The sequence below is a fragment of the Cupriavidus sp. FW305-3-2-15-C-LB2 genome (assembly GCF_058787575.1).
Genome location: NZ_JBYSZW010000003.1, coordinates 188884 through 213523, shown reverse-complemented (window position 1 = coordinate 213523; position 24640 = coordinate 188884). Strand labels below are relative to the sequence as shown.

Sequence of the window (24640 nt, the reverse complement as noted above, 5' to 3'; positions counted from 1 at the left end):
TCCACATACGCACTTCCGTAATGCGTGCGTATGACAAACTGGCTTAATCGGCAGACTATCGCACGGATGTCCTCTGGCTTGCCAAGCCAATGCCGGTGACCATGCCCTGGTTAGCTTTTCGGTGAAGAGGAACCGCCCGAAGTCCGGTGTACACGAACCGCCTCGGCAAGACTTTTAACGTAGTCGTCGGAAATGTCGTGCTCAACTAGGGATTCGTCGAGCTGCAGCAAATAGTCGCGATTGCTTCCAAGATGCCCATTTGCGGTCGCAATCATCGGAGCGGTTGTCGCGATCGACGAATCATCCTCGTACAAGGCGTGCGCCGTATCGGCGACAAACGTGATAGCGCTCACGGTCTTGCCATCGGCCAGCTTGACCTCCCCCCACGTCGGCTGATAAACACCGCCCACCATTTCTCGCACCCACACCATCATGAGTTCGTGAACCAATTCATCCTCTCTCAGCCTGAACGCCACACCAACCGACTCTCCGGCCAGCTCGAGCCCCAGCATGCGACCAGGGTGCGTGCTGGTTCCGCGTGCCGTGACGAGGCGAATGCAGAAGCTACGGTGCCAGCCATGCAGCGTCGCCCGTTGCTTCTCGGCAAAGTGGAATAGTGGATTCCAGATCAGCGAGCCGTATGCGAACACCCAGACCGGTTCCTCAGGTTGCGGACGTCGCGCCAGGGTTTCGCGCATTGAGGTTTCGATGCGCTCCCGGGACCAGCGGAATTGCTCCGGCAGATCCTGAAACGATTCCAGGTAAGCACCTGTGCTAATCAGCTCTCTTGTCAGCATGATTGGATTCCTGCCCAAGTCTGCACTGAATCACGCCATTCAATGCAGACGAAGGAGGCAAGTATTAACCGTTACGCCACTCGATTGCGCTCGTGTTCGCCTGTTCTCTTTGGCGGCTCCGAAGGCCCTGTTCGGTCCATTCCGGCAATCATTGTCGTTGAATTCATGGATGGCAGACTGCCGACGGCGGCCACTTCAATGCGCTCTAAAACCACAACACTAAAATTGGCAATTGCGAGTGCGCCAACTACAGCGAGAACAGCGGTCTTTGAAAATTTCTTCAGGTTGCTAAAATTCATGATCATTAATCTCGATTGCTCCCGGTACCAGGTCGATGAGGTGTTCCTCCTTTCCTGTTGAACGGAGGATCATTGCATCAGGCAGCATGCGCCGGGTAGTCGGTGTAGCCTTTGGCGGAACCGCCATACCAGTCTTCCGGGCTGGATTGTGCAAGCGGAATGTCGTGCTTCAGTCGCGACACCAGGTCCGGGTTGGCGATGAACGCACGGCCGAATGCAACCAGGTCTGTCGTGCCTTCGCTCACCAGTTGCTTTGCCTTTTCCGGACTGATACCGCCGTTGACAATCAGCGAGCCGGAGTACGCTGGCCGCACGATCTCGAGGATATTGGGCAAGTCTGGACGGTCGAACCAGCCATTGGTATCCGCGATGTGAACGTAAGCCACGCCAAGATCCTGAAGCATGGCTGCGACATATTGGTACGTGCCCACTGGATCGAGGTCACGCACATTGTTGTATGCCGCGAATGGGGAGATTCTCACCCCGATCCGATCTATCGGCATCACTCGCGAAACCTGCTCGATAATCTCGCGCAAGAAGCGGGCACGATTTTCGACGGAGCCTCCGTATTCGTCGTCCCGTTGGTTGGTCGTTGCGGACAAGAACTGATGTGGCAGATAGCCGTTGGCCGCATGGACTTCGACACCATCGAAGCCGGCAGTGCGCGCATTGGCGGCAGCATACCGATATTCCTGAATGGCGGCCTTCACCTCCTGCGTACTCATTGCGCGCGATGGGGTGGCATGGATCCTGGTGTATACGCCGTTCTGCAGTTTTCCCCAGACATGAAGCTGGTGCAGGTCATCGTTGACAGCCGAGGGAGAAACCGGCGCATTCCCGTTCAGGATCGCGAAAGAGCTCGCTCGACCGGTGTGCCAAAGTTGCGCTACGATGCGCCCGCCCGCCAGATGCAGGCTTTCCACGATGCGCCGCCACGCTTCGGTCTGCTCCGGGCTGTACAGGCCAGGCGATCCCTCGAAGGACTGGGAGTTGCGGGTCACATTGATCGCTTCGGAGATCAACAGCCCTGCACCGGCGCGCTGAACGTAGTACTGCTCCATCAATGCGGAAGGGACATCGTTTGCATCCGCTCTGGAGCGGGTCAGCGGCGCCATCACGACACGGTTGGCGAGCGGGATCGCGCCGAGTTGGTAGGAATCAAATAGGTTTGGCATGTGCGCTTTCTCCTGAAAAGACACGGGGTGTTCGGCGCGAAAGGAATACCCTGTTCGCTGCCTGAAAACGAAACGCCTCGATAAAGGCGAGCGTGGTGCAACGGGTAGCCATACTCGGCTGGCTTCCGCTCCTTATGCCGCCTTGCCTGGGCCGGACGACATCTCGGTGCGTCGGTTGATGGTGCGGTAGTCAGCTATTCAATGCTGCCCACCAACCCCGCTGTTGAATGACTGCAGTGTCAGGGATCTGATGTTGGTGATATAGAGGGATGGTGTCCCGGAATACGGGACAATGGATCCCTAATCGGCAGCTGGTTTGCGTTCCGGAACTATGACCCTTCCACACCGTTTAGCGCGCACCAGGTTCCACTTGGCAGGCGCGTCCAAGCATTCGTGTTTGAACTTGGTGGGGTGTTTAGACCTGATCGAGGCGCCGCTGTGAATCGTTGCCGATACGCTGAAGCGAAGAGCGAAACCGCAAGGCTGCCTGACGAAAGGCACGCACATGACCGACTGGGGAATCCTCATCGGCAATCGAGTGATGAGGATCGCCTGGTGTGAAGAAGGCCTGGTAAAGTCGGACCGGCAGAAACAATTCACTGGCGCAAAGCCGGAAGAACAGCCATACCAAGTTCTTCCACAACGCCCAAAAGAGGCCGCGGACCGGGGGCGAGATGCAGCATGGCGTGGGCGACACCATTGGCCTCCAGTCGCTTCAGATAATCGATCAATGCCCAGCGGCCAGTTCGCAGGCCCAGTTCGATAGGTACTGCCTCGGTCGAAGGGTCGTCGACCAGGTCCAGGTGTATGGACTGAACGAACGGCTTTGGCATACCAGGGGACCGTTCTCGTAGCGCGGATTGCCAGAGGCCAATGCGCCCCTGCTGGCGAACTTCCTCTCTGTGGTACGTGGCCCATGCGTCTGCATGGGCTGCGATCCATTGCAAGGTTTGCCGGGCTGAACCCACCGCCATCATCGGCACGCGAGCAGCCGGCGGCACAGCAAGATCGTAGCCATCGGTGGCGCTCAGCAAGGCGGCACGATCGGCCTGCGAAGGCGACAGCGCCGCCCTGACGATCGCCCATCGCGTCCGGAACGCTTCTGCCCTTTGTTCAGGGTCGAGGCCAAACGCCGCAAATTCGGCCTCCCTGTCACCGGAGCCTAAGCCCAGGATAAAGCGGCCCTGCGACAGCCGGTCCAGCGACAGGGCGGACTTCGCCAGGTGGATCGGGTGTCGCAGTGGAAGCACCGCTGCGGCCGTACCGAGTGCAATCGAACGGGTTACCCCGGCAAGGAATGACAACCACACGAACGGGTCATCCAGCGCCGCGGCTTCCATGGTGGATCCTTGCGGGATCATCAGAGGTACGTCGCGGGCCCAAAGCGCAGCGAACTGGAGGGCGTCGGCGCGTGCGGCCAGGCGCAGCTCAGACTCGATGTCGGCCATCTCACCGGGCTTGCGCCCGAGCGGGGTCATCAAGCCTACGGTCAATTGCCCGGCGGCAAGGGTGCGCTCATAAGCGTGATTGAGTAGGTCCATGGCTCGTTCCCGATCGTGACGTGGCTTTCGGTGCCCCCGATTTTGGCGCTACGCTCGACAACCGGAGACTCGGTGAAGCATAGGTGTGATTCGCGCACCTGGACAATATCTGTACGCGAGGCGCTCCCGCCGTTGCACGTGTCCAAATCAGACGCTGAACCAGCCCGGCACGTATGCCATCTGGCCAATCCGCCATGTCTCGCCATCGTCCTTGATCAGCTGTATGCGATAGTGCGCGCCGTAGAGCGGTTTGTTCTCCGGCGTTGTCGTCCGCCCGGGCATAACGCGTCCCAACAGGAGCGCCGCGCTGCTCCCGTCGGACTGGATCTCGACCTGCAGCGGCTCACCATAATGCTGCATCCACGGCCACGGCAGGCGGAACGCCTTGAGCGTTGCCATCAACTCGCGGCGCCCTTTCAGATGTCCCATGGGCGTCAGTTCAGCCTCGGCATCCTCGCTGAAGCATTGACCGAACAACACGAAATCGGCTTGATCCAGGGCCCAGGCATAGCGGAACCAAGCCTCGGCGGCCGCCTCCTCGTTGCTGGTGGCCAATTCCGACACCGGGATTCGATGCCACGGTGCATCCAGCTCGCTGACGACGACGGCAGGCGGATCGCCGGGCTGCCATGCCCTGTCGGTCGGCGGCAGCTGCCAGCCCGTCAGCCTGGCCGACTCGCCATGGACCCAATGGAGCTGGATCCTGATTTCGCGTATGCGCGCACGGCTTCCCTGGCTCTCGAAAGACAGGATCACCACGCCGCCGAACGCTACCGCTTCAGCGTTGCCGGCAGATTGCCGCGCCTCGCCATGAAAATAGGCGCTGACCATGCTCTCGCTCCCATATGCCCGAGGAACACGATTGGTCGCGGCGATATGCACGGCCTCCAGGCCTGGGAAGTCGCTGGCCAGCGCCCCAAGGACATCATGGGCTCCCCGGAAATGGCCACGGTGGCTGCTGAACAGCTCGACTGCATCGGCCAGCAGATCTTCCGCAGGCATCGACGGTCTTCCGGCCCACGTATCGCAGAAGGCAGCAAGCAGATCCAGAAGTTGATGACGTGTAACAGTGGACGACATTGATTTCTCCATTCAGTCGGCCCGGAAGTGGGGCAGGACAAATTCCGCCAGTTCCTCCAGCACCTCTGCCGCGGGCCGGCGCAAGGGCTTGAGGTTAAGCGCGACGTGGCTGACGCCCTGAGCCTGCTGCCTTCGCCACAGGGCGATCAAAGCGTTGCGGCCGGCGCGGATGCCGTTGCCGACGTACTGCAACGGGGCGTTGGGGTTCTCGGACAGGTCGAAGAACGCGGCATAGCCGTATGGCCGCAGCCACCCCTCCTCATGGCTGGCCCGCCAGCTTTCCAATAGCTGCGGCATCCGGTCGAGGTCGCTCAGGTGCCAGATCCAGCCATCGCTGTGCCTGGCGATCCAGCCGAGATCCTGGCGGGCCCGGCCGATCACCAGCATGGGCATGCGCCCACCCACCGGCTTCGGAATCAGATCGATCTCGCCGCGGAAGGTGCCGTAGTAGCTAGTGGCCGCGCGCGGAAAGGACTGCTCCGTAACCGTCTTGATCAGACCGAAGGCTTCGCGGAAGCGGTCCCCGCGGCTCTCGTAGTCCGCCCCGAACGCCGGATATTCGATGGCGCGGTCACCAGTTGAAAGCCCCAGCAGCAAGCGGCCTTGCAGCAGCTGATCAGCGGATGCGGCTTGTTTGGCGACGATGAGCGGGTCGCGCAGCGTCAGGATGATGCCGGCTGTGCCCAGCGCGATCTTTTTGGTGTGAGCAGCGAGAAAGCCCAGATACACCATCGGGTCCAGCATCTGCCCGGTATCCCCGAAGTTGGGGTCGTAGAAGGGAACATCGCGCATCCATAGCGCAGAAAATCCCGCCTCGTCAGCCATCGTGGCCAGGCGCTGATGGTCTTGCAGAGTGGGGAACGGCGACGATGGATAGCCCTCCAGGGGCATGATGAAGCCAAACGTCAGCCGGCCAGGCTGGAAGACCCGGCGGTATCCGGGGTGGGCCTGCAATTCCGCAGGCACTGGACCGATTGAAGGGTTATTCATAGTGATGACTCCGCTAAACGGCGAGCGGCACGCTCCGAGGTCTGCGTTGACCCAATGCCTTGGTAGCAACTCGGCCCGCCGCATTAGCCCGCATTGCTCTGCCTTGTGGACAGGTAGCAAGGATAAGGCGATGATTGGGGATTTGGATTCCCGTGTCAGGGAACGCTGATGCCCCGCTGTGGGTGTGAGGACACAACACCATGGAGCCCAACCGATTCGGCGACATCGCCGCGTTCGTGGCGGCAGTAAAGGCTGGCAGCTTTACCGCCGCCGCCGATTCGCTCAGCCTCACCCGTTCAGCCATTGGCAAGAGCATCGTGCGCCTGGAGGGGCGACTGGGCGTGCGCCTGCTCAACCGCACCACGCGCAAGCTGAGCCTGACTGACGAGGGCCTGGTGGTATATGAACGCTGGCGCCAGATCCTGGAAGACCTCGAGGAGGTGGATGCCACCATGGCACTGCGCCGCGGCAGGCCAACCGGCACCCTCAAGCTGACGGCACCCTTGTCCTTCGGACAGCGCCACATCCTGCCGGTCCTTGATGCCTACCTGAAGCAGTGGCCCGAGCTGCGTGCGGATATCTCGTTCACCGACCGCTTCGTGGACCTCATCGAAGAAGGCTTCGACATTGCCATCCGTATCGGCATCCCGAAGGATGACTCGCAGATCCTCACTCGCACGATTGCCGAGCAGCAGTTCCTCACGTGCGCCTCACCGGAGTATCTAGCCCGGCGTGGGGTGCCACAAGTTCCGCAGGACCTGGCCGGTCACGACACCATTGTCTTCCAGAGCGCGGAGCGGCCACGTCCGTGGCGCTTTGACACGCCTGAAGGCCACTATCTGTTTGATGGCCCGGGACGCCTGAGCATCGACAGTTCGGAGGCGATGCGCGAAGCGGCGCTGGCTGGCTTCGGCCTGGTCTGCCTGCCGTCCTATCTCACGGGCGCCGACGTTCGCGCGGGCACGCTGGTGGAAGTGCTTGGCGCGTATCGCACAACGCCTGACCCCATCCGGGTCGTTTATCCCAGCAAGCGCCACCTGTCGCCGCGCATCCGGGCGTTCATCGACCTGCTGGTGGCACGGTGGGAAGCTGGTGTGCCATGGGAGCCTGGTACACAGGCCAATACCTGACTCGCGCCACTTTGCTGAACAGCGGGCTGCAGGAGAGTGTTGGGGGGTGGGATTGGGGCCCATGAGGACCGAGTGCCGGTCTCGCAAAGCGGTTTATCTCCACACGGGATTCAATGAGACTTACGACATCCCAATCCCCAGTGGTCCTCTGCCATGACTGTCCCAGCCTCTGCCACCCCAAAGGCGTTGCCTGCCGAGCTGCCGAGCCCGCACCCGGCCCTGCAACAGCATCCGGGCTTCCAGCGCCTGTTCCAGCCAGGTGCCCTGACCATCGGGCTGATCCTCCCGCTCGAAACCCATCCGGGACGGCCCGCGCCGACCATGCGCGGCCACGTGCAGATGGCCCAGCGCGCCGAGCAGCTGGGTTTCGGCGCACTTTGGATGCGCGACGTACCCTTCTTCGATCCGAATTACGGCGATGTGGCACAGATTTTCGAGCCAATGGTCTACATCTCGTACCTGGCTGCTGCGACCGAACGAATTGCCCTGGGTACCACTGGCATCGTGCTTCCAACGCGCGAGCCGATGAACCTGGCCAAGCAGGCGACGTCGCTGGACCAACTCAGTGGTGGCAGGCTGGTGCTCGGGCTGTCCTCAGGCGACCGCTATAGCGATTACCCGATGTTCGGCATCGACTACGAGAGCCGCGGCGAGCGCTATCGCGACGCCTATGGCGTCTTCCGGACGCTGTCTGAAGAAAGCTTTCCGAGCTTTCAGTCTGCACGCTTCGGAGGATCGCCTGGCGCCCTCGACCTGGTTCCCAAGGCGCCGTTCGGGCGAGTTCCCGCCATCGCCGTGGGCCAGGCACAGCAAAGCATGGAATGGCTGGCGCATAACCTGGACGGATTCCTGGGAGGAGCGCCCGCTCCGTACGGGCTGGCACAGCTCGGCGAAGAGTGGCGCAAGCACGTGCACGCTGCGGCGGGTGAGCAAGCCTTCAAGCCTTTGGGGCTGGGAGGCTACCTCGACCTGGCCGAAGACCCGGATGTGCCGTTCCAGCGCTTCCCTGGCGGTTTCCGCGCCGGACGCAACGGGCTGCGTGACTATCTGGAACTGGCTCAGGCAGCCGGCATTTCCCACGTTGCCCTCAATCCGAAGGTCAGCCGCCAGCCCTATGGCGAGATCCTGGACGAACTGGCGGAGTACGTGTTGCCACACTTCCCTTCGCATCCGTGAACCGGCAGCACGCACGCCAATACTCGCACCTGCTACCCGGAGCCCTTGCCATGACATCCCTCTTCGATCCTTATGACCTTGCCGGCCTGCAGTTGCCAAATCGCGTCGTCATGGCGCCGATGACACGCGCCCGGGCAGTCGACACCGTCCCGCCGACGGATATGGCCACGTATTACGCCCAGCGTGCCAGCGCCGGCCTGATCATCACCGAAAGCGCCCAGGTCTCGGCTCAGGGCCGCGGCTACCTGTACACGCCAGGGATCCACACGCCCCAGCAAATCGCAGGATGGCAGCGCACCACCGACGCAGTGCATCGCGCCGGCGGCCGGATCTTCATCCAGCTCTGGCATGTCGGGCGGGTCTCGCATGTTTCGCTACAAGCGGACGGCAATGCACCGGTCTCTTCGGTGGCGGTAACGGCAGCCGATACCCAGGTACTCGCCTACGACACCAACGGTCAGCCGGCCCAGGTGCAGGTCAGCGCGCCGGCGGCCCTGGACCTGGCCGGCATCCGCGGCGTGATCGAGGACTTTCGCAACGCCGCACGCAACGCCATGGCCGCTGGCTTTGACGGCGTCGAAATCCATGCGGGTAACGGGTTCCTGTTCGAGCAGTTCATCAATGCCGGCCTGAACACCCGCACCGACCAATATGGGGGCGCGTCCATCGACAACCGGCTGCGCCTCCTGCTGGAGACCGTCGATGCGGTCGCCGGTGAGATTGGCAATGCGCGCGTGGGCGTGCGCGTGTCGCCGCAGGCCCGGCTTAACGACCTGCATGCGTTCGAAGAAGAGGAAGCGACCTGGCTCGCTTTGGCCGAGGCATTGTCCCGCCGCAGCCTGGCTTACATGCACGCGAGTCACCTCGAATCGCCCGCATTCCAGCAGGCTTTCCGCAAGGCCTACCAGGGCACGCTAATGCTGGCAGGCGGTTTCAATTCGGAAAGCGCCCGAGAGGCCCTGGACGCAGGGCAGGCCGATGTGATTGTGTTCGGCCGGCCGTTTATCTCGAATCCGGACCTGGTGGAGCGCTTGCGCAACGATTGGCCATTGGCGGAAGCCGGGCGTGAGGCCTTCTATGGTGGCGGCGCCCGTGGGTACATCGACTACCCGGCTTACGATCCGGCCAGAGCACCGGCAAACGAGCCGACCCATGAAAGACAGGCCAGCCACCGCCAGGCATGACAGGCGGACAAGGCATAGCGCCGCCTCAGACTTGCTCACCAAAACCAGGGGCGTGGGCCGCTGCCCTGCCCCTTGCAACCTCTCAATGGAGTTCCTATGACCGCCCTGTCCGTCCTGGATCTGGTAATGATCGGACAAGACAAGAGTCTTGCCGAGGCCGTGGATGAGTCGCGCCAGCTGGCCCGGCATGTCGAGCAGCATGGCTTCCGTCGCTACTGGGTCGCGGAGCATCACAATATGCCAGGCATTGGCTCGGCCGCCACCTCGCTGATCATCAGCGATATCGCCTCGGCCACGTCGTCCATCCGTGTCGGGTCCGGTGGCGTCATGCTGCCCAACCATGCACCGCTGGTTGTCGCCGAGCAGTTCGGCACCCTGGAAGCGCTATATCCAGGTCGAATCGATCTTGGCCTCGGACGCGCGCCAGGCAGCGGCGGCCCGACGGTTCAGGCGTTGCGACGCGGCGCCAGGGAACGCGACTTTGCGCAGGATGTCGTCGAGTTGATGGACTATCTGGCCGACAACGGCAAGCAGCCGGTGCGCGCGGTTCCGGAACGGCATGACGTACCGCTCTGGATTCTCGGCTCCAGCATGTACGGTGCCGATCTTGCGGCAAAGCTCGGCCTGCCCTATGCATTTGCTTCGCACTTCGCGCCGCGTTACCTGCACCAGGCGATCACCCACTACCGCAACAACTTCCGGCCCTCGCAGCAACTCGCCACGCCGTACGTCATGGTCGGCGTGAATATATTCGCGGCTGAGACAAACGAGGAAGCGGAGTACCTGGCGAGTTCGCACCAACAATGGATGCTGAACCTGCACATGGGGCGCCTTGGCCTGTTGCCCAAGCCCGTGGAGGACTACGTGCGGCGCTTGCCCGATCACGAGCGCGAAGTCCTGGACCAGGTCATGGCCTGCACCGTGGCCGGCGACAAGCCGACCGTCGGCGCGTGGATTGAGAAGATCGTTGACCAGACCGGTGCCGACGAGCTGATGATCGACTGCCGCATCTACGACCCGCAGGCGCGGATGCGCTCGCACCAGTATGCCGCGGAGTCCATGGGCGACCTCCTCAGCCGCTAGTCCATGGGCGACCTCCTCAGCCGCGTAGGACCTGACGCTTTGCAACTTGCCAAGCTGCAAAGAGCGGATGCCAGTAGCGGAGAGGGAACAGCGCAAACCCATCGGATTGGATCGTCCCGCACTTCCTTCGCAGAGACTGCACAATGCACACAAGGCGTCAGAGGGTGACTTGTAAAGGGAACCTGTAGCGTGGCTACCCGCCATTGTCCCCCTGTAGACCTCGGTGGGTGGCATGACGGTAAATTTTCCGATCTCCTGAATCAGAGACTGCTCGAACTCTCGAATCGTCAATACCACTTTAGCGTCGGTATTGGGGTAAATTGGCTCACGTTCAGCGGCATCGCTAAGAGGCGACGCGGCCAGCGTATCAATGACCGCGGTGCCGGCCTCCCATGAAGGCGGCTGCATCGGCGGCGGTCATGCCCCAATTGTCGCGCGCGCCGAGGTTGGCGCCGCTTGAGACTAGTAGATCTACGATTTCAGTCCTGTCGAACATCGCGGCGACCATTAGCGCAGTGCGGCCGTCTGGCGACGCGCCTTCGACGTCGGCGCCATACGCCAGCAGTACTTCAATTACGTCCTTGAAGCCCTTGTAGGCCGCTCCGGCAATTGGTGTCTGGCCAGCCGCGTTACACATGTCAGGCGAGGCTCCGGCATCAAGCAAAGTGCGCAGGGTGTCCACCTGTCCGTGGTAGGCGGCCAGCATCACAAGGCTGTCGCCCTTCTCGTTGCGCAGGTCCGGCGACAAGCCGCGCGCAATCAGGGCAGCAAGCGAACCCGCATCCCCTTGGCGCACCAGGTTGAAAACCTCGGCCAGCGCGGCGACCACGCGAGCCTCTTCCTCAGGCGTCATGTTCCGTTTCCAGTCTGATATAGCTTGGGTCATTATCCTTGTTCTCTCCCCCGCAAGGCGGGAGAGAGCTGTACAGGTCAGACGCAGGGCCGTTCTTACCTTTGGCTTTCGATACGTTCAATCGCCGCAGCTACGCCGGCACCGTAGGCCGGGTCGGCGGCCGTGCAGTGGTCGATGTGGCGTTGCTGAATGTGCTTCGATACACCCTTGATCGAACGAGACGTGTTGTCGAACAGTGACTGCTGCTGCGCTGGCGACATCAGGCGGAACAGCGCCCCCGGCTGAGAGAAGTAGTCGTCGTCCGCGCGATGGTTCCAGTGGTCGGCCGCGCCTTCCAGCGTCAGCGGCGGCTCGAGGAAGTCGGGCTGGTCAGCCCACTCGCCCTTCGTATTTGGCTCATACGCGATGGTGCCACCCTGGTTGTTGTCCGTGCGCATCCGGCCATCCCGGTGATAGCTGTTGACATACTTCGCGGCCTTCGGCGAATTCACCGGGATCAGATGGTGGTTGACACCCAGACGATAGCGCGCGGCGTCGCCATACGAGAACAGACGGCCCTGCAGCATCTTGTCCGGAGAGAAGCCGATGCCAGGAACAATTGTCGACGGTGCAAACGATGCTTGCTCGACTTCGGCGAAGTGGTTGTCCGGATTGCGATTGAGCTCCAGCATGCCAACTTCGATCAGCGGATAGTCCTTCTTCGGCCAGATCTTGGTCAAGTCGAATGGGTTGTACGGCACCTTGCTGGCATCGGCCTCGGGCATGATCTGCACGCAGAGCTTCCAGCGCGGGAAATCGCCACGGTCGATGGCTTCGTACAGGTCACGCTGGTGATACTCGCGATCCTGCCCCGTGACTTCGGCAGCCTCGGCGTCGGTCAGGTTCTGGATGCCCTGCTGGGTCACGAAGTGAAACTTTACCCAGTAGCGCTGCATGTCCTGACTAATGAAGCTGTACGTGTGGCTGCCGAAGACGTGCATATGACGCCAACTGCGCGGGATGCCGCGGTCGCTCATGACAATGGTGATCTGGTGCAGCGCTTCGGGCAGGCTGGTCCAGAAGTCCCAGTTGTTCTCGGCGCTTCGCAAGCCGGTACGCGGGTCGCGCTTCACGGCGTGGTTCAGATCGGGGAACTTGAGCGGATCGCGGAGGAAGAACACTGGCGTGTTGTTGCCCACCAGGTCCCAGTTGCCTTCTTCCGTGTAGAACTTGATCGCAAAGCCGCGGATGTCCCGCTCGGCATCGGCCGCACCACGCTCGCCGGCCACTGACGAGAAGCGCACAAACACTTCCGTCTTCTTGCCGATTTCCGAGAACAGGTCGGCACGCGTGTACTTGGCGATGTCTTTCGTAACCGTGAATGTGCCGTAGGCGCCGGAGCCTTTTGCGTGCATGCGGCGCTCGGGGATGACCTCGCGGTCGAAGTGCGCCAGTTTCTCCAAGAGCCAGACATCCTGTAGCAGTGCAGGTCCGCGCGCACCGGCAGTCTGGATATTTTGATTGTCGGCGACAGGAGCGCCAAATGCGGTCGTGAGCTTCTTCATGTTGGGGTTCCTTTGGTGCATGGCGCGACCTCATTGGCTCGCGCCGGATGTTTGTGGGCGTGCTGAATGCGGGCAGAGTGCTCCCTATTTAGTCGAACCGCAGCCACAAGAACTCCTCCGCCTGAAAATCAGTACGTTAGACGCTAACGGTACAGTGATACCGCCCGAAGCGCTGATAGCAATGTATGAGCGGCCGTGACTAGAATAGTCCAACTCCATCGAGCGCGGTATCAATGTTGATGGCACGAGATAAAAGATGCGATACGGACGAGGAGCGTCCGCGCATAGCTTTTGAGCTCTCCGTGTTGTCACGATCTCGGTGTATTCGTTGTGGACAAACTGTAGTAGCCGACGACATGTATTGCACGGCTCCAGTTTTCAATCCTGGAGTGCATCCGCATGATCGGTGGCACGGTGCAGCCCCCTAAGATCGTCGAAGTACTGTAGGTACCAACGCCATGATTACGCCGACCCAAAGGGGTAAACCACTAGCCCACAGAGCTACCCTGCCTCGAAAGCGCATTCTACAATTTATCCATCGATCACCATCTTGCATTGGCGAGAGCCGCTGAACGGGACCTGCCCGGACAGCACCATGATCATTCCCCACCTGAAACCATTGCTGGCAAGAACGAACCAGGAACCAGGATGGTTGGCGCTCGCTCGATAAGTGGTCGATCGATAACTATCAAGCGTCATTGACTCAGAGGCATGCTGATTGCCGCTGGAGACGCCGATCGTACGACGGGCTGCCCTGGCCCGTAGTGCGATCAGAATGCCCCGCCAACAGGAGACCCGCATGGCAACCATGAAAGCAACTGTGTTCGTAGAGCCTGGCCGTATCGCACTGGAGGACAAACCCATTCCCGACGTCGGTCCGACCGATGCGCTGATCCGCATTACCACTACAACCATTTGTGGTACCGACATCCATATCCTGAAAGGCGAGTATCCCGTCGAGAAGGGCCTGACGCTGGGGCACGAGCCGATCGGAATCATCGAGAAACTCGGCTCGCAAGTGAAGGGCTATCATGAGGGCCAGCGCGTGCTGTGCGCGGCGGTCACCCCGTGTGGCCAGTGCTCGTCATGCCTGATGGGGTTCCATTCCCAGTGCGGCAGCAATTCCGCCAGCGGCTGGAAAGTCGCGGGGGGCTGGAAGATCGGCAACTACCTCGATGGCTGCCAGGCGGAATACTTTGTTGTACCGGACGCGCAAGCCAACCTGACCGTGATCCCCGACAACCTCACCGACGAGGACGTGCTACTGGTGCCGGATATCGTCAGTACCGGCTTTTCCGCTGCCGAATCTGCCGGTGTCAAGATCGGCGACGTTGTGGTCGTGGTGGCGCAAGGGCCTATCGGACTGTGCGCGACAAGCGGTGCGCGGCTGATGGGCGCCGGCCTGATCATCGCAGTCGATCCGGTCGAGGACCGCCTGCAGAAGGCCAAGACAATGGGTGCAGATGTCCTGCTCAATCCAACGAAGTGCGATGTCGTCGAGGAAGTGATGAAGCTTACGCAAGGCGTGGGCGCGGATGTCGCGCTCGAATGCCTGGGCAGGGATGAGACGATCGCTACCTGCGTCAACGTGACACGCCCGGGCGGAACGATCTCAAGCGTCGGCATCTATTCCAAGAGCATCCCCATCCCGCTCGACGGGTTCGGGGCCGGCCTTGCGAACAAACGCATTGTGACTTCCACCTGCCCAGGCGGCAAGGAACGCATGCGGCGGCTGCTGAATGTGGTATCGAGTCAGCGTATCAAGCTCGATCATCTCGTCACGCACACCTACTCGCTCGATGACGTCGTTGCGGCATACGAACTATTCGGTCATCAGCGCGATGGAGTCGTGAAACTAGCACTGAAGCCCTGACGGGCAAGGCCCCTTCCAGCAAGTGCCACGCAAGAATGAGAAACCCGCCGGCTGGCGGGTTTCTCATTGGCGAGAAGCACTACTATGCTGAACTACCCGGCTCTGGCGCCTTCGATATGTTCGTAGTGGATATCGAAAGCCTTGTTGGTAATGAACAGGAACGTCACGTCATTGTCCTCGGTCGCTCCATGGAACATGGTGGTGCCCTCCTGGAACCACACAAAGCTCCCCGGGCCGAACTCTCCGGCATGCGTCTTCAGGATCCCGTCCAGAACGTAGATACCATGAGAGCAATTGTGCCAGTGAGACCGATTAATGAAGCCTGCCTTGTAGCAGATCTTGGAAATGGAGACGCCGGTTTCATCGTCGACATGGCAGGTCTTGACCGGCAGCTTTGCGCCTAACTCAGGAATTTCAAGGAACTCCCAGGGCACTCTGTTGGTGTCCACTGATTTGATTGGCATGTTCATATGTCAGCTATTTATTGGGTCGTGTACCGGAAAGGCAGGGGTATTCACGCCGCCTGACTTTGGTCCAGTTCGGGATAATCCACGTAGCCCTCCGCGCCGCCACCGAAGAAAGCGGCAGGGTCGGGCGTATTCAGCGGATGGTCGCCACGCAGCCGTTCAGGCAGGTCGGGGTTGCCGATGAACGGACGACCGAACGCAATGATGTCGGCACGGCCATCCGCGACGGCTCGTTCGGCGCTCTCACCGTCATAGCCGCCCGCCAGCATCAACACCCCCTGATAGGTCTTGCGCAACTGTCGGATGATGGCGTCCCAGCGAGGATCAACCTGCTCATCCCGCACAGTGCCGACGATGGCGGGCTCCACGAGGTGCAGGTAGGCGAGCGGCCAGTCGTTGAGGCGCCCGACGATGTAGCCGAAGGTGTCCTCCGGCGTCGCATCGCCCATGCCCATGAAGCGACCCATTGGCGTCAGGCGTACGGCCACGCGCTCGGCACCAATCTCCGCACTGACCGCGTCAACCACCTCGAGCAGGAAGCGCGCGCGGTTCTCGATGCTGCCGCCATAGTTGTCCTGCCGATGGTTACTGGCGGAATTGATGAACTGGTCGAGCAAGTAGCCGTTGCCTGCATGGATTTCCACGCCGTCCATCCCCGCAGATATGGCATTGCGTGCAGCCTGGCGGTAGTCCGCCACGATGTCTGCAATCCCCGCCGCCGTCAGGGCTTGCGGCACCGGTATTTCGGCCCAGATGCCATTGCCGTCCGCATCGGTTACGAAGGTCTTGCCAGGAACAGGCAAGGCGCTGGGGGCGACCGGCAACGCGTTGCCGGGCTGGAACATGGGGTGCGAAACCCGGCCCACGTGCCACAGCTGCAGGAACATCCTGCCCCCTTCAGCGTGAACGGCATCGGCCACGGCCCGCCAGCCATCGATCTGCGCCTCGGTATGGATACCGGGTGTCCAGGCGTAGCCCTGACCTTGCGGCGAAATCTGGGTCGCTTCCGAGATGATCAACGCCGCCGATGCACGCTGCCGGTAGTACGTCGTGTTCATGTCGGTCGGTATGTTGCCGGGCTGGCCCGCACGCGAACGGGTAAGTGGCGCCATCGCCACGCGATGCGGCAGGGACAGCGGACCGACCGAGATCGGACGGAAGAGATGAGTAGTCATGGATGGACTTCCTGATGCGTGGAGAAGTGCTTTCGATCCTGTTGCGCCGCGAGCTCCCGGTGATGGTGAGGCGGCGAACGATACGCGCGGAGCTTCGATGTCCTGCGAGCAATTGGCCCGACAGGGCTCCGGTGCCTTGAAGCGTAGGCAAGCCGCCCTTCGCTGAGAATGGGTTCGTAGCGCAAGTCTGCGTTGCGCGCGGCGCAACGTCTGGCTCAAGTCAGCCCGGGCGGCACACATGCCCCACCCTGTTCTCCCGCAAAGACGTGCCGCCAGGCTCAGAAAACCCTGTCCGCGGCACGCCTGGAGAATGGGCAGCGCGCGCAAGATGGGCTGGTGGCCGCTGCTTCCTTACGCGTAGCGCCGCGGAGCGCGCCCCGATGGATCATGAAGCAGCATGTGAATCCGCTTCCCCTCTTTCCTTTACATGCGTCGACGAACGGCCCCTGCCGAAGGAGGAGGCGGGCCCGCCATAGGCTGCGCTAGCGCGGCTTCCTGTGGTTACGAAGTCCGTATGACTCCCGCAACCTGTCGGTTGTCGCTGTGGTGTCAGGGAGAGACTGTTCCCCGGTCGGCCAGACAGCTTCCGGGTCAATACCATCAACACGATGAAGCCACAGGCACCGACCACCGAGATGAGAATCAGGCCATATGTGTAGCTTCCCGTCTTATCCCTGATGACTCCCATAAGCAGCGAGTGCGCGAAGCCGGAGATGTTGCCAAGCGAATTGATCATCGCAATGCCTCCCGCCCCGATCGAGGCGCCGAACAGCAGTGGCGGCAACGTCCAGAACACCGGCAGTGCCGCCATGACCCCGAAGGCCGAAACGCTGATGAGGACGATCTTGAGCCAGGGAGACGGCGCCATCGTGGACGCAGCAAGACCCACCACGGCAATCATCAACGGGATGAGGACATGCTGCCGGCGTTCCCCCAACCGATCGGAGCGCCTGCCCCAGACCACCATGCCAATGGCTCCGACGGCAAACGGCAACGCCGTAGCCACGCCGGTCTGCATCACGGACAGATTTGCATCTTTCAAGATCAGGGGCAGGAAGAAGGCCATGCCATAAGAAAATCCCGTGATGCCGAAGTAGACAAAGGCGAGCAACCAGACCCGTGGATTCTTCAGGATATCGACCAGCGTCTCCTTCTGCCCTCCACTCGCCTGCTGCCGTTCTGCGGCCAGTGCCTGCTGCAACCACCGCTTCTCTTCGGGATCCAGCCATTCAGCTTGGTCCGGCGTGTCACGCAACACCCTTAGCACAACGAAGGCGAGGAAGATCGCGGGCACGGCTTCGATCAGGAACATCGTCTGCCAGCTTTTCAGCCCCCAGAGTCCAGGGCTGTTGATCAGAAAGGCGGAGACCGGCGCACCGACCACGCTTGCCAGCGGAATCGCCACCATAAAGCTGCCGACGAAGGTTGCCCGCCATTTGCCCGGCACCCATAGCGTCAGAAAAATGAGGATGCCTGGGAAAAACCCGGCTTCCGCCGCACCAAGCAGCAGGCGGACCACGTAGAAGCCCGTCTCGCCCTGCACGAATGCCGTGGCACCGGACAGCAGTCCCCAGGTGAGCATGATGCGGGCAATCCAGCGTCTCGCGCCGAACCGCTCCAGGGCCAGGTTGGACGGAATCTCGAAAGCAAAGTACGTAATGAAGAACAGGCCCGCACCCAGCCCGAAGGCCGCCGTCGTCAAGCCGATATCGTGGTTCATCGTCAATGCCGCGTAGCCGACATTGACGCGATCCAGGTGCGCAACCACATAGCAGATCAGCAACAAGGGGAGGAACCGGATGAGGATCTTGCGCATACAGCGCTGATCGACTGGGGTCATGTCTCTTCCATCCTTATATAGTTATGCGTTGTACCAGGCGAGCAGGCGTGCGCGGTTGACCGCCTGCCTTGCTCGCTTTCGCAATTCGGGGCGATACACCTTTCGTACAGACTTTCGGAAGCCGGAGAGGCCCGGCGCTGCGCGACGCCAGGCGTCAGCTGTCGTATCTCGGAGCGTCGTCCTTGATCAATCTGATCGCTGCGTCAAAGCCGACCTGATGGTAGCTTTGCAGGCCACCGGTATCGATGGCGAGGTTGTCGGCAATATCGAGTTCTGCAAACTGCTGCGCGGTGTGCTGCCTCACCGCGACAGGCGGATATGTCAGCCTGGAGCCGCCGGCAAGTGCCGCCACTTGCGCCTGACATGCACGCTCCAGATAGTAGATGACAATAAACGCCTCCGCGACCGTGGTTCCCGCCGCCAGCAGTCCATGGTTGCGCAGGACCATTGCCTTGTTGTTTCCAAGGTCAGCTACCAGCCTGGCCCGCTCCGCTTCGTCTGACGCGATTCCTTCATACTCATGGTAAGAGATTCGCTCGTAGAACTTGAGCGCGTGCTGACTAATGGGCAACAACCCCTGTTCCTGTGCGGATACTGCGATACCTGCGGCGGTATGGGTATGCACGACACAGGAAATATCATGGCGGGCCATGTGGACTGCGGAATGAATCATGAAGCCCGCGGTATTCACCCGCTGCGGTCCCTTGCTTCCGCTCTCCAGGATCCGGCCATGCATATCGATCTTGACCAGACTGGAAGCCGTGATTTCATGGAACATCAGGCCATACGGATTGATCAGGAAATGATGTTCATCCGTGCCGGGCACCCGCGCGCTGATGTGCGTATAGATGTGATCCGTCATTCTGTGATGGGCTAGGATTCGATAGAGCGCTGCGAGTTCGCAGCGCGTCTTCCACTCGGCATCGCTGTAGTTCGAACGCATGGGTATCTCCTGTCTGTTGTTGTTGGCCTATCGGGCCCGAGCCAATCAGCAAGGCCTATGCCAGCAGCAGAACAACGGACCCCGATGCCACGGCGCAATTAAGCGTTTGCATAAGACCAACTGGAACAGCCGTTGGCAGCGCGCAGCGAAATGCCCGCGCGAGAGACACTTTGTCTTCGACATGTTCGTCGCGACGACACGGCATACGCCCGCAGCACCCTCGGCCTCATTCACTTATCAGAAGCGAATCGGATACGCCGTGTAGGAAATCTCGAGTTGCAGGAATGTTGTCGTAAAGCACAGCGCGGACTTGGCCACGCCTCTGGGGGACATCCTCCTGGAGGAGGAGGCATCAGGATCGCAAGCCTGGAGAATCAGCTTGAATGTAACCCGCAATGCGAGGTACACAACGGGCAATTAAGCCGCGGCCCTGTCCCTGTGAGTCGGGCCAGGTATCTCGCCCAGAAAGTCGAGGAAGGCCGCAATACGGCGGGAGCCGCGCTGGTTAGGCAGATACAGCGCTGTAATTGCCGAGCTGGCACGATTGGGATTGACCGTCCAGTCATCGAACAATGACGTCAGCTTGCCAGCCTGCACGTCCTCATCGACCATCCAATCCGGCAAAAGGCCGACGCCGCCGTCGGCGAGCGCCAGCTCGCGCAGCACCTCGGCATTGTTGCTGCGGAATCGCCCTGAGACAGGCACCTGAACCTCCTCGCCCTCGCGATGGAATGTCCAGACTTGAGGATGGGCCCCGTAGTTGAAGCGCAGACACGAATGGTTTGCCAGTTCGATCGGCGATGCCGGGATTTCACGCTCAAGCAGGTATGCCGGGCTGGCAACGACCCTTCGCCGGAATACGCCAACCTGGCGCGCCACGACATCGTCGTACGATGCCGCGCTGCCGAGCCGGATCGACACGTCGATGCGCTCGCCGATCAGATCGACGATCTCGTCGGTCATTGTCACCTCAAGTTCCAGCTGGGGATACTTGGCCATCAGGCCGCCGAGGAACGGGGCAATGCAGCGACGTCCAAATGCGACGGGCAAAGATACGCGCAACTGACCGACCGGCGTATCGCCCCGGTCAGCAATCAGTGAATCCGCCTCAGCCACGGCTTCAAGGATCTTGCGCGCCCGCTGGTAGTAGGCTGCACCGGCTTCGGAGACTGTTACCTGCCGCGTCGAACGGTTCAGGAGCACGGCGCCGAGCTCCTCCTCAAGTCCATCGATGGTGCGCGTGACCGACGAGGTGGCCAGGTTCAGCCGCCTGGCCGCTGCCGAAAATCCCTTGGCATCCACGGCCTCGACAAACATCTTCAGTGCCAGCAGCTTATCCATGCCATGCGTCTCCGAGCTTGCGCCTGCTCAGGTGCGCGCCTGCCGCAGCTTGCGCATGGCTGCCGGCGCGCCGTTAAGGAACATATCAACCTGCTGCCGCACGGCCGCATCAATATCCACCGGTACCTTCAGACCATACACCCACCTGCGCAACCCGAGATAGAAGATCGACGCATGCAGACTCCAGATCATCTCGATTTCCGCCTCCAGCTCCGCCGCATTGCGCGGCTCGCCGATGCCGAACTCGGCCCGCACCTCGGCCAGCACCGGGAGGAAGACTCGGTTGCGCAATTTGCTGAGATACTTGTTGTTGATCCCTTCCCGCGTCAGGCCGGCGAAAATAAAGATCCGGATCCACTCCTCGCGCAAGATCACCGACGCGTAGTCGACATAAAAGGCAGGCAGGCGCTCGACGAGCGGCACGGACCGATCGGCAATCTGCCGCTCCCACTCCCGGCGCCACTGGAATACCTCGTTGTAGACGCGGTCGATCAGCGCTTCCTTGTTTTCGAAGTAGCGGTACAGCAGCGGCTGGGTCACACCGATCTGCTTGGCCAGTTCACGCGTGCTGCCGGAGAAGCCATTGCGCGTGAAGTGCTCGATGGCCATGCGGACAATCTGCTCTTCCCGCTCCTCTGGTGGAAGCCGTCTACCGGTCTTCTCGGGCGCTTCCCCCCTCGCCCCTGTTTCCCCTCGCTCCATGCATCCCCCTGGCACCAGACAATGGCGTGTTACGCCTCCATTCTACCAATCAGGCGATAAATTGTAAGGCAAAGGCAGGGGCGAACCATTGGCCCTCCGATTGCGAAGAAGATCTCACGTTCCACTTCTGACGAGGCCCCGCGAAACCTATCAAGTCCCCGGCGAATGTATCACGCGGCACCAAGAAACCTACCTGGCATTGACTGCCAACGTTTCTGACATTTCTGGCATCAGACACCAAGCAACCAATCAATTTACCACAACAAAACAAGCAAATTGCTACCAAAAGCGCATACAATGCTTTCTTTGAATTGTGGCCTGACAAATCCGGCCAACGAAGGACTGTAGTGAGATGGAAGCAGTAGAGGGCCAGAACGTTGGAAGACGCCCGGCACAGGTTCAGCAACTTGCGGAGTTGAAGCGGGGAGCTAGGGACAGCGTGCCCATGCTGGTTGGCTTTGTTCCCTTTGGCCTCGTACTCGGCGCACAGGCGGCTCGCCACGGCCTGAACCCTGCGGAAGTCTCCCTGATGACCGGCCTGAACTTTGCCGGCGGCTCGGAATTTGCCGCAATCGCCTTGTGGGCGTCCCCGCCCAGCGTTCTTCTGATTGTTGCGATCACCTTGCTGGTCAATAGCCGCCATCTCCTGATGGGCGCAGTGCTCGCACCATTGCTTCACCACCTGCCTCGGCGCAAGGCACTAGCTGCGCTGTTCGTGATGTGCGACGAAAGCTGGGCGTTCGGGCTGGCAGATGCAAAACAACGCGCCCAACGCCAGCGAACGCCCGTGTTGCCCGTGTTGAGCCTGCCGTATTACTGGGGCGTCGCAGCCCCGTTCTATCTGACATGGGTCGGGTGCACTGCCATCGGCGCGGCAGTTGGACCGATACTTGGTGATGTTGAGGCCTACGGCTTCCACATGGCTTTCCCTGCCGTGTTTCTGGTGCTGATGCGTGGCATGTGGAAAGACCTTCGCACAGCCAGGCCATGGCTTGTCAGCCTGGCCGTCGCGGCGATTACACATCTTCTGGTGCCTGGCGCCTGGTATGTGTTGGCCGGTGCCTTGTCCGGCGTCACCGCCGCATACTGGATGGCTGATCGCAAGGAGGCGAAGCAGTGACATTCCTTACACTTGCCACGATCTTCGCTATGGCCTCGGTCACTTATCTGACGCGTATCGGAGGGTACCTCCTGCTGCACAACAGGAAACTGAGTCCGCGCGCTGCCGCCACGCTGGAAGTCGCACCGGGATGCGTACTGATTTCAGTCATTGCGCCATATTTTGTATCGGATCGCCCCGCCGACCTCGCAGCCCTCGCACTGACTTTAGCGGCCGCCACGCGGCTCTCGATCCTTCCTACCGTCGTGATCGGCATCGCTTCTGCGGGGACACTGCGATATTTGCTCGGCTAATTGACGCACGACGCAAGTAACGGCGCCTCACCCCTGATGGGCCAGGTGCTGATGAACGAACGACACCGCCATGGCGCCCTCGCCCACAGCCGACGCAACCCGCTTGATCGAGTTGTGCCGAACGTCGCCTGCTGCAAACGAGCCTGGCACGCTCGTCTCGAGATAAAACGGCGCTCTTTGCAGCGGCCACGACTCGGGGGCACGTCCATCCCGCAACAAATCAGGCCCCGTGACCAGATACCCGGCGGCGTCCCGCACGATGTCGGTATTGCGAGCCCATTCGGTATGTGGTGCCCCGCCGATACACACGAAGATGCGCGTGGCGGCAAGTGTTTCCGTCCCGCCGTTCACGCGATCGCGAACCGTTACCTCTCGCAAGCGATGGTCCCCGTCGACAGCAACCACTTCGCAGTTGCTGACGACACGCACGACACTCGATCGCTCGATCTTCTTCACGAGATAGTCCGAGAGCGTTGCGGCCAGCGACGGGCCTCGCACAAGCATCACAACCTCGTCGGCGTACTCGGACAGGTGCATGGCCGCCTGACCGGCGGAGTTACCTCCGCCTACCACATAAACCGTTTCACCTTTGCATATGGGTGCTTCGCTTGCGCCCGCCCCGTAGAACAACCCCGCGTGCAAAAAGCGGCTCTCGTTCGGCAGGTTCAACCTTCGCCATTCGATGCCCGTCGCGCAGATGTTGGTCTTTGCCCTGAGCTTCGAGCCATCGGCCATGTCGACGATGATTTGACCATTCTCGAACGTAGCATTGACACCCTCGCGCATCTGGAGAATCTCGGCACCAAATCGAACGGCTTGCTGGCGGGCGCGTTCCGCCAGCTCGGCACCACTGATGCCTTGCGGAAAACCCATGTAGTTCTCGATCAGCGATGAGCAGCCCGCCTGTCCACCTACCGCGTGACGTTCGATAAGAACGGTCTTGAGCCCCTCGCTTGCAGCGTAAACGGCCGCACTCAATCCGGCTGGGCCCGCACCGTAGATGGAAACGTCGTATTCTCGCAGCCGCGGTACCTGCACCCATCCCAGTCGCGCGGCGACCTCCTTGACGCTCGGATCAAACAAGCGCGTTCCGTCCGGAAACTCACAAACGGGCAAACGTGTATCGTCCAATCCACGGATGCCGGGTATCGTCCTGGCGTCCTCATCCGACTGCAAAGGCCTCCAGTCGAACGCGACAACACTACGGTTCAGGAAGTCCCTCAACTCGAAGGCCTTCTTGCTGTCCGTCGCGCCGGTAAGGACAACTCTCGCACGCCGTTCGGTGTCATCAGTCTTCATGGCTTCTGGCCCTCCGTCACTCGTCTGATCAGACCGAGCAATACCGCTCCTGGATTTCCTCGTCGCCCAGCATTGCTTGCGCCGTACCGCTGTAGACTACCTCGCCCTGATCCAGAATATAGGCGCGGTCGGCAATTCTCAAGGCCAGGCCCACGTTCTGTTCGATGAGGAGAATCGTGACTCCGGCGCGCTTCAATGCCGCGAAATACTCGAACATTTCATCCACGAGAACTGGCATGATCCCTTCGGACGGCTCGTCGAGCAGCACCATCTTCGGCTTCGATGCCACTGCCCGCGCAATGGCAAGCATTTGCTGCTCACCGCCAGACATTGTCACTGCCTGCTGGTCGAGCCGCTCCTTCAGTCGAGGAAAAGTCTCGGCAATTTCATCAATGACATCCGACTCTCGTGTACGGTGCGGCGACGCGAGCAGTCCGAGTCGAATGTTTTCCCGAACAGTGAGACCAGGTACGATGCGACGCTCCTCCGGGACGTAGGCGAGTTGCCGCAAGTATCTCTTATGCGCAGGCTGCCCCAGGAGTTCAACGCCTTCAAACTTTACCGACCCGGTGACCTTGGACATGAGACCAGCGATGGACTTCACGGTAGTGGTCTTACCTGCCCCATTGCGGCCGATAAGACAGACCAGCTCGCCCTCACCAACCTTGAGGTCGACACCTTGCAATACGTGACTCGACCCGTACCAGGCGTTGAGATTCGCAACTTCCAGCATGA

Annotated in this window: 23 protein-coding genes; 7 read left to right on the top strand and 16 right to left on the bottom strand. The window is 60.9% G+C overall.

Annotated features, from left to right (window positions below; translation table 11 throughout):
- Positions 1-110 precede the first annotated feature (110 nt).
- The 6 genes from AC3WRR_RS04580 to AC3WRR_RS04555 all read right to left on the bottom strand — a co-directional run bounded on the left by AC3WRR_RS04580 (position 111) and on the right by AC3WRR_RS04555 (position 5882).
- Positions 111-797, bottom strand: coding sequence for a gamma-glutamylcyclotransferase (locus tag AC3WRR_RS04580; protein WP_058697575.1), 687 nt, complete (start codon positions 795-797; stop codon positions 111-113).
- Positions 798-868: 71 nt separating this feature from the next.
- Positions 869-1096 carry a hypothetical protein gene (locus AC3WRR_RS04575; protein WP_143010701.1) on the bottom strand — a complete coding sequence of 76 codons (228 nt, stop codon included), beginning with the start codon at positions 1094-1096 and terminating at the stop codon, positions 869-871.
- Positions 1097-1173: 77 nt separating this feature from the next.
- Positions 1174-2271 (bottom strand): alkene reductase, encoded by a 1098-nt coding sequence (locus tag AC3WRR_RS04570; RefSeq protein WP_058697574.1) that lies wholly within the window; start codon positions 2269-2271, stop codon positions 1174-1176.
- 596 nt (positions 2272-2867) lie between these two features.
- Entirely contained in the window at positions 2868-3812 is a 945-nt protein-coding gene (locus AC3WRR_RS04565; protein ID WP_058697573.1) for a TIGR03571 family LLM class oxidoreductase, read from the bottom strand.
- 147 nt (positions 3813-3959) lie between these two features.
- Complete coding sequence (locus tag AC3WRR_RS04560; RefSeq protein WP_081050243.1) at positions 3960-4892, bottom strand: nuclear transport factor 2 family protein; 933 nt, start codon at positions 4890-4892, stop codon at positions 3960-3962.
- Between the two features lie 12 nt (positions 4893-4904).
- Complete coding sequence (locus AC3WRR_RS04555) at positions 4905-5882, bottom strand: LLM class oxidoreductase (RefSeq protein WP_058697571.1); 978 nt, start codon at positions 5880-5882, stop codon at positions 4905-4907.
- Positions 5883-6082: 200 nt separating this feature from the next.
- On the opposite strand from AC3WRR_RS04555, the gene AC3WRR_RS04550 reads away from it, so the two are divergent.
- The 4 genes from AC3WRR_RS04550 (at position 6083) to AC3WRR_RS04535 (ending at position 10455) form a co-directional block, all read left to right on the top strand.
- Positions 6083-7012 carry a LysR family transcriptional regulator gene (locus AC3WRR_RS04550; RefSeq protein WP_058697570.1) on the top strand — a complete coding sequence of 310 codons (930 nt, stop codon included), beginning with the start codon at positions 6083-6085 and terminating at the stop codon, positions 7010-7012.
- 153 nt (positions 7013-7165) lie between these two features.
- Complete coding sequence (locus AC3WRR_RS04545; RefSeq protein ID WP_058697569.1) at positions 7166-8188, top strand: LLM class oxidoreductase; 1023 nt, start codon at positions 7166-7168, stop codon at positions 8186-8188.
- Positions 8189-8238: 50 nt separating this feature from the next.
- Positions 8239-9372, top strand: coding sequence for an alkene reductase (locus AC3WRR_RS04540; RefSeq protein ID WP_058697568.1), 1134 nt, complete (start codon positions 8239-8241; stop codon positions 9370-9372).
- 96 nt (positions 9373-9468) lie between these two features.
- Entirely contained in the window at positions 9469-10455 is a 987-nt protein-coding gene (locus tag AC3WRR_RS04535) for an LLM class flavin-dependent oxidoreductase (protein WP_058697567.1), read from the top strand.
- Positions 10456-10822: 367 nt separating this feature from the next.
- On the opposite strand, the gene AC3WRR_RS04530 is transcribed toward AC3WRR_RS04535, so the two are convergent.
- Both AC3WRR_RS04530 and AC3WRR_RS04525 read right to left on the bottom strand, forming a co-directional pair.
- Complete coding sequence (locus tag AC3WRR_RS04530; protein WP_199414554.1) at positions 10823-11308, bottom strand: ankyrin repeat domain-containing protein; 486 nt, start codon at positions 11306-11308, stop codon at positions 10823-10825.
- Between the two features lie 95 nt (positions 11309-11403).
- Positions 11404-12852, bottom strand: a complete 1449-nt coding sequence (locus AC3WRR_RS04525) for a catalase (RefSeq protein ID WP_058697566.1) — start codon at positions 12850-12852, stop codon at positions 11404-11406.
- A gap of 799 nt (positions 12853-13651) precedes the next feature.
- Between AC3WRR_RS04525 and AC3WRR_RS04520 the strand changes: the two genes are divergently transcribed.
- Positions 13652-14725: a zinc-binding dehydrogenase gene (locus AC3WRR_RS04520; protein ID WP_058697565.1), complete on the top strand. Its 1074-nt coding sequence runs from the start codon at positions 13652-13654 to the stop codon at positions 14723-14725.
- 92 nt (positions 14726-14817) lie between these two features.
- Here the strand turns inward: AC3WRR_RS04520 and AC3WRR_RS04515 are convergent, their stop codons facing one another.
- The 6 genes from AC3WRR_RS04515 to AC3WRR_RS04490 all read right to left on the bottom strand — a co-directional run bounded on the left by AC3WRR_RS04515 (position 14818) and on the right by AC3WRR_RS04490 (position 21100).
- The gene (locus AC3WRR_RS04515) at positions 14818-15195 is read right to left on the bottom strand and encodes a cupin domain-containing protein (protein ID WP_058697564.1); all 378 of its coding nucleotides are present in this window, start codon (positions 15193-15195) and stop codon (positions 14818-14820) included.
- 44 nt (positions 15196-15239) lie between these two features.
- Positions 15240-16367, bottom strand: a complete 1128-nt coding sequence (locus AC3WRR_RS04510; RefSeq protein ID WP_058697563.1) for an alkene reductase — start codon at positions 16365-16367, stop codon at positions 15240-15242.
- A 385-nt stretch (positions 16368-16752) separates the two neighbouring features.
- Complete coding sequence (locus AC3WRR_RS04505) at positions 16753-18207, bottom strand: MFS transporter (RefSeq protein WP_070940824.1); 1455 nt, start codon at positions 18205-18207, stop codon at positions 16753-16755.
- Positions 18208-18361: 154 nt separating this feature from the next.
- On the bottom strand, positions 18362-19156 hold the full coding sequence (locus tag AC3WRR_RS04500; RefSeq protein WP_256333795.1) for a class II aldolase/adducin family protein: 795 nt from the start codon (positions 19154-19156) through the stop codon (positions 18362-18364).
- A gap of 411 nt (positions 19157-19567) precedes the next feature.
- Positions 19568-20491 (bottom strand): LysR family transcriptional regulator, encoded by a 924-nt coding sequence (locus AC3WRR_RS04495; RefSeq protein ID WP_058697561.1) that lies wholly within the window; start codon positions 20489-20491, stop codon positions 19568-19570.
- A 27-nt stretch (positions 20492-20518) separates the two neighbouring features.
- Positions 20519-21100, bottom strand: coding sequence for a TetR/AcrR family transcriptional regulator (locus AC3WRR_RS04490; RefSeq protein ID WP_058697560.1), 582 nt, complete (start codon positions 21098-21100; stop codon positions 20519-20521).
- 445 nt (positions 21101-21545) lie between these two features.
- Here AC3WRR_RS04490 and AC3WRR_RS04485 point away from each other — a divergent pair, with 445 nt between their 5' ends.
- Positions 21546-22313 carry an AzlC family ABC transporter permease gene (locus AC3WRR_RS04485; protein WP_058697559.1) on the top strand — a complete coding sequence of 256 codons (768 nt, stop codon included), beginning with the start codon at positions 21546-21548 and terminating at the stop codon, positions 22311-22313.
- The gene (locus AC3WRR_RS04480) at positions 22310-22606 is read left to right on the top strand and encodes an AzlD family protein (protein ID WP_256333794.1); all 297 of its coding nucleotides are present in this window, start codon (positions 22310-22312) and stop codon (positions 22604-22606) included. The genes AC3WRR_RS04485 and AC3WRR_RS04480 overlap by 4 nt, the downstream gene beginning before the upstream one ends.
- Before the next feature lie 27 nt (positions 22607-22633).
- Here AC3WRR_RS04480 and AC3WRR_RS04475 read toward each other — a convergent pair whose 3' ends face one another.
- Together AC3WRR_RS04475 and AC3WRR_RS04470 are read right to left on the bottom strand one after the other, a co-directional pair.
- Complete coding sequence (locus AC3WRR_RS04475; protein WP_058697558.1) at positions 22634-23905, bottom strand: NAD(P)/FAD-dependent oxidoreductase; 1272 nt, start codon at positions 23903-23905, stop codon at positions 22634-22636.
- A gap of 28 nt (positions 23906-23933) precedes the next feature.
- Positions 23934-24638, bottom strand: a complete 705-nt coding sequence (locus tag AC3WRR_RS04470) for an ABC transporter ATP-binding protein (RefSeq protein WP_058697557.1) — start codon at positions 24636-24638, stop codon at positions 23934-23936.
- Between the last annotated feature and the right edge of the window lie 2 nt (positions 24639-24640).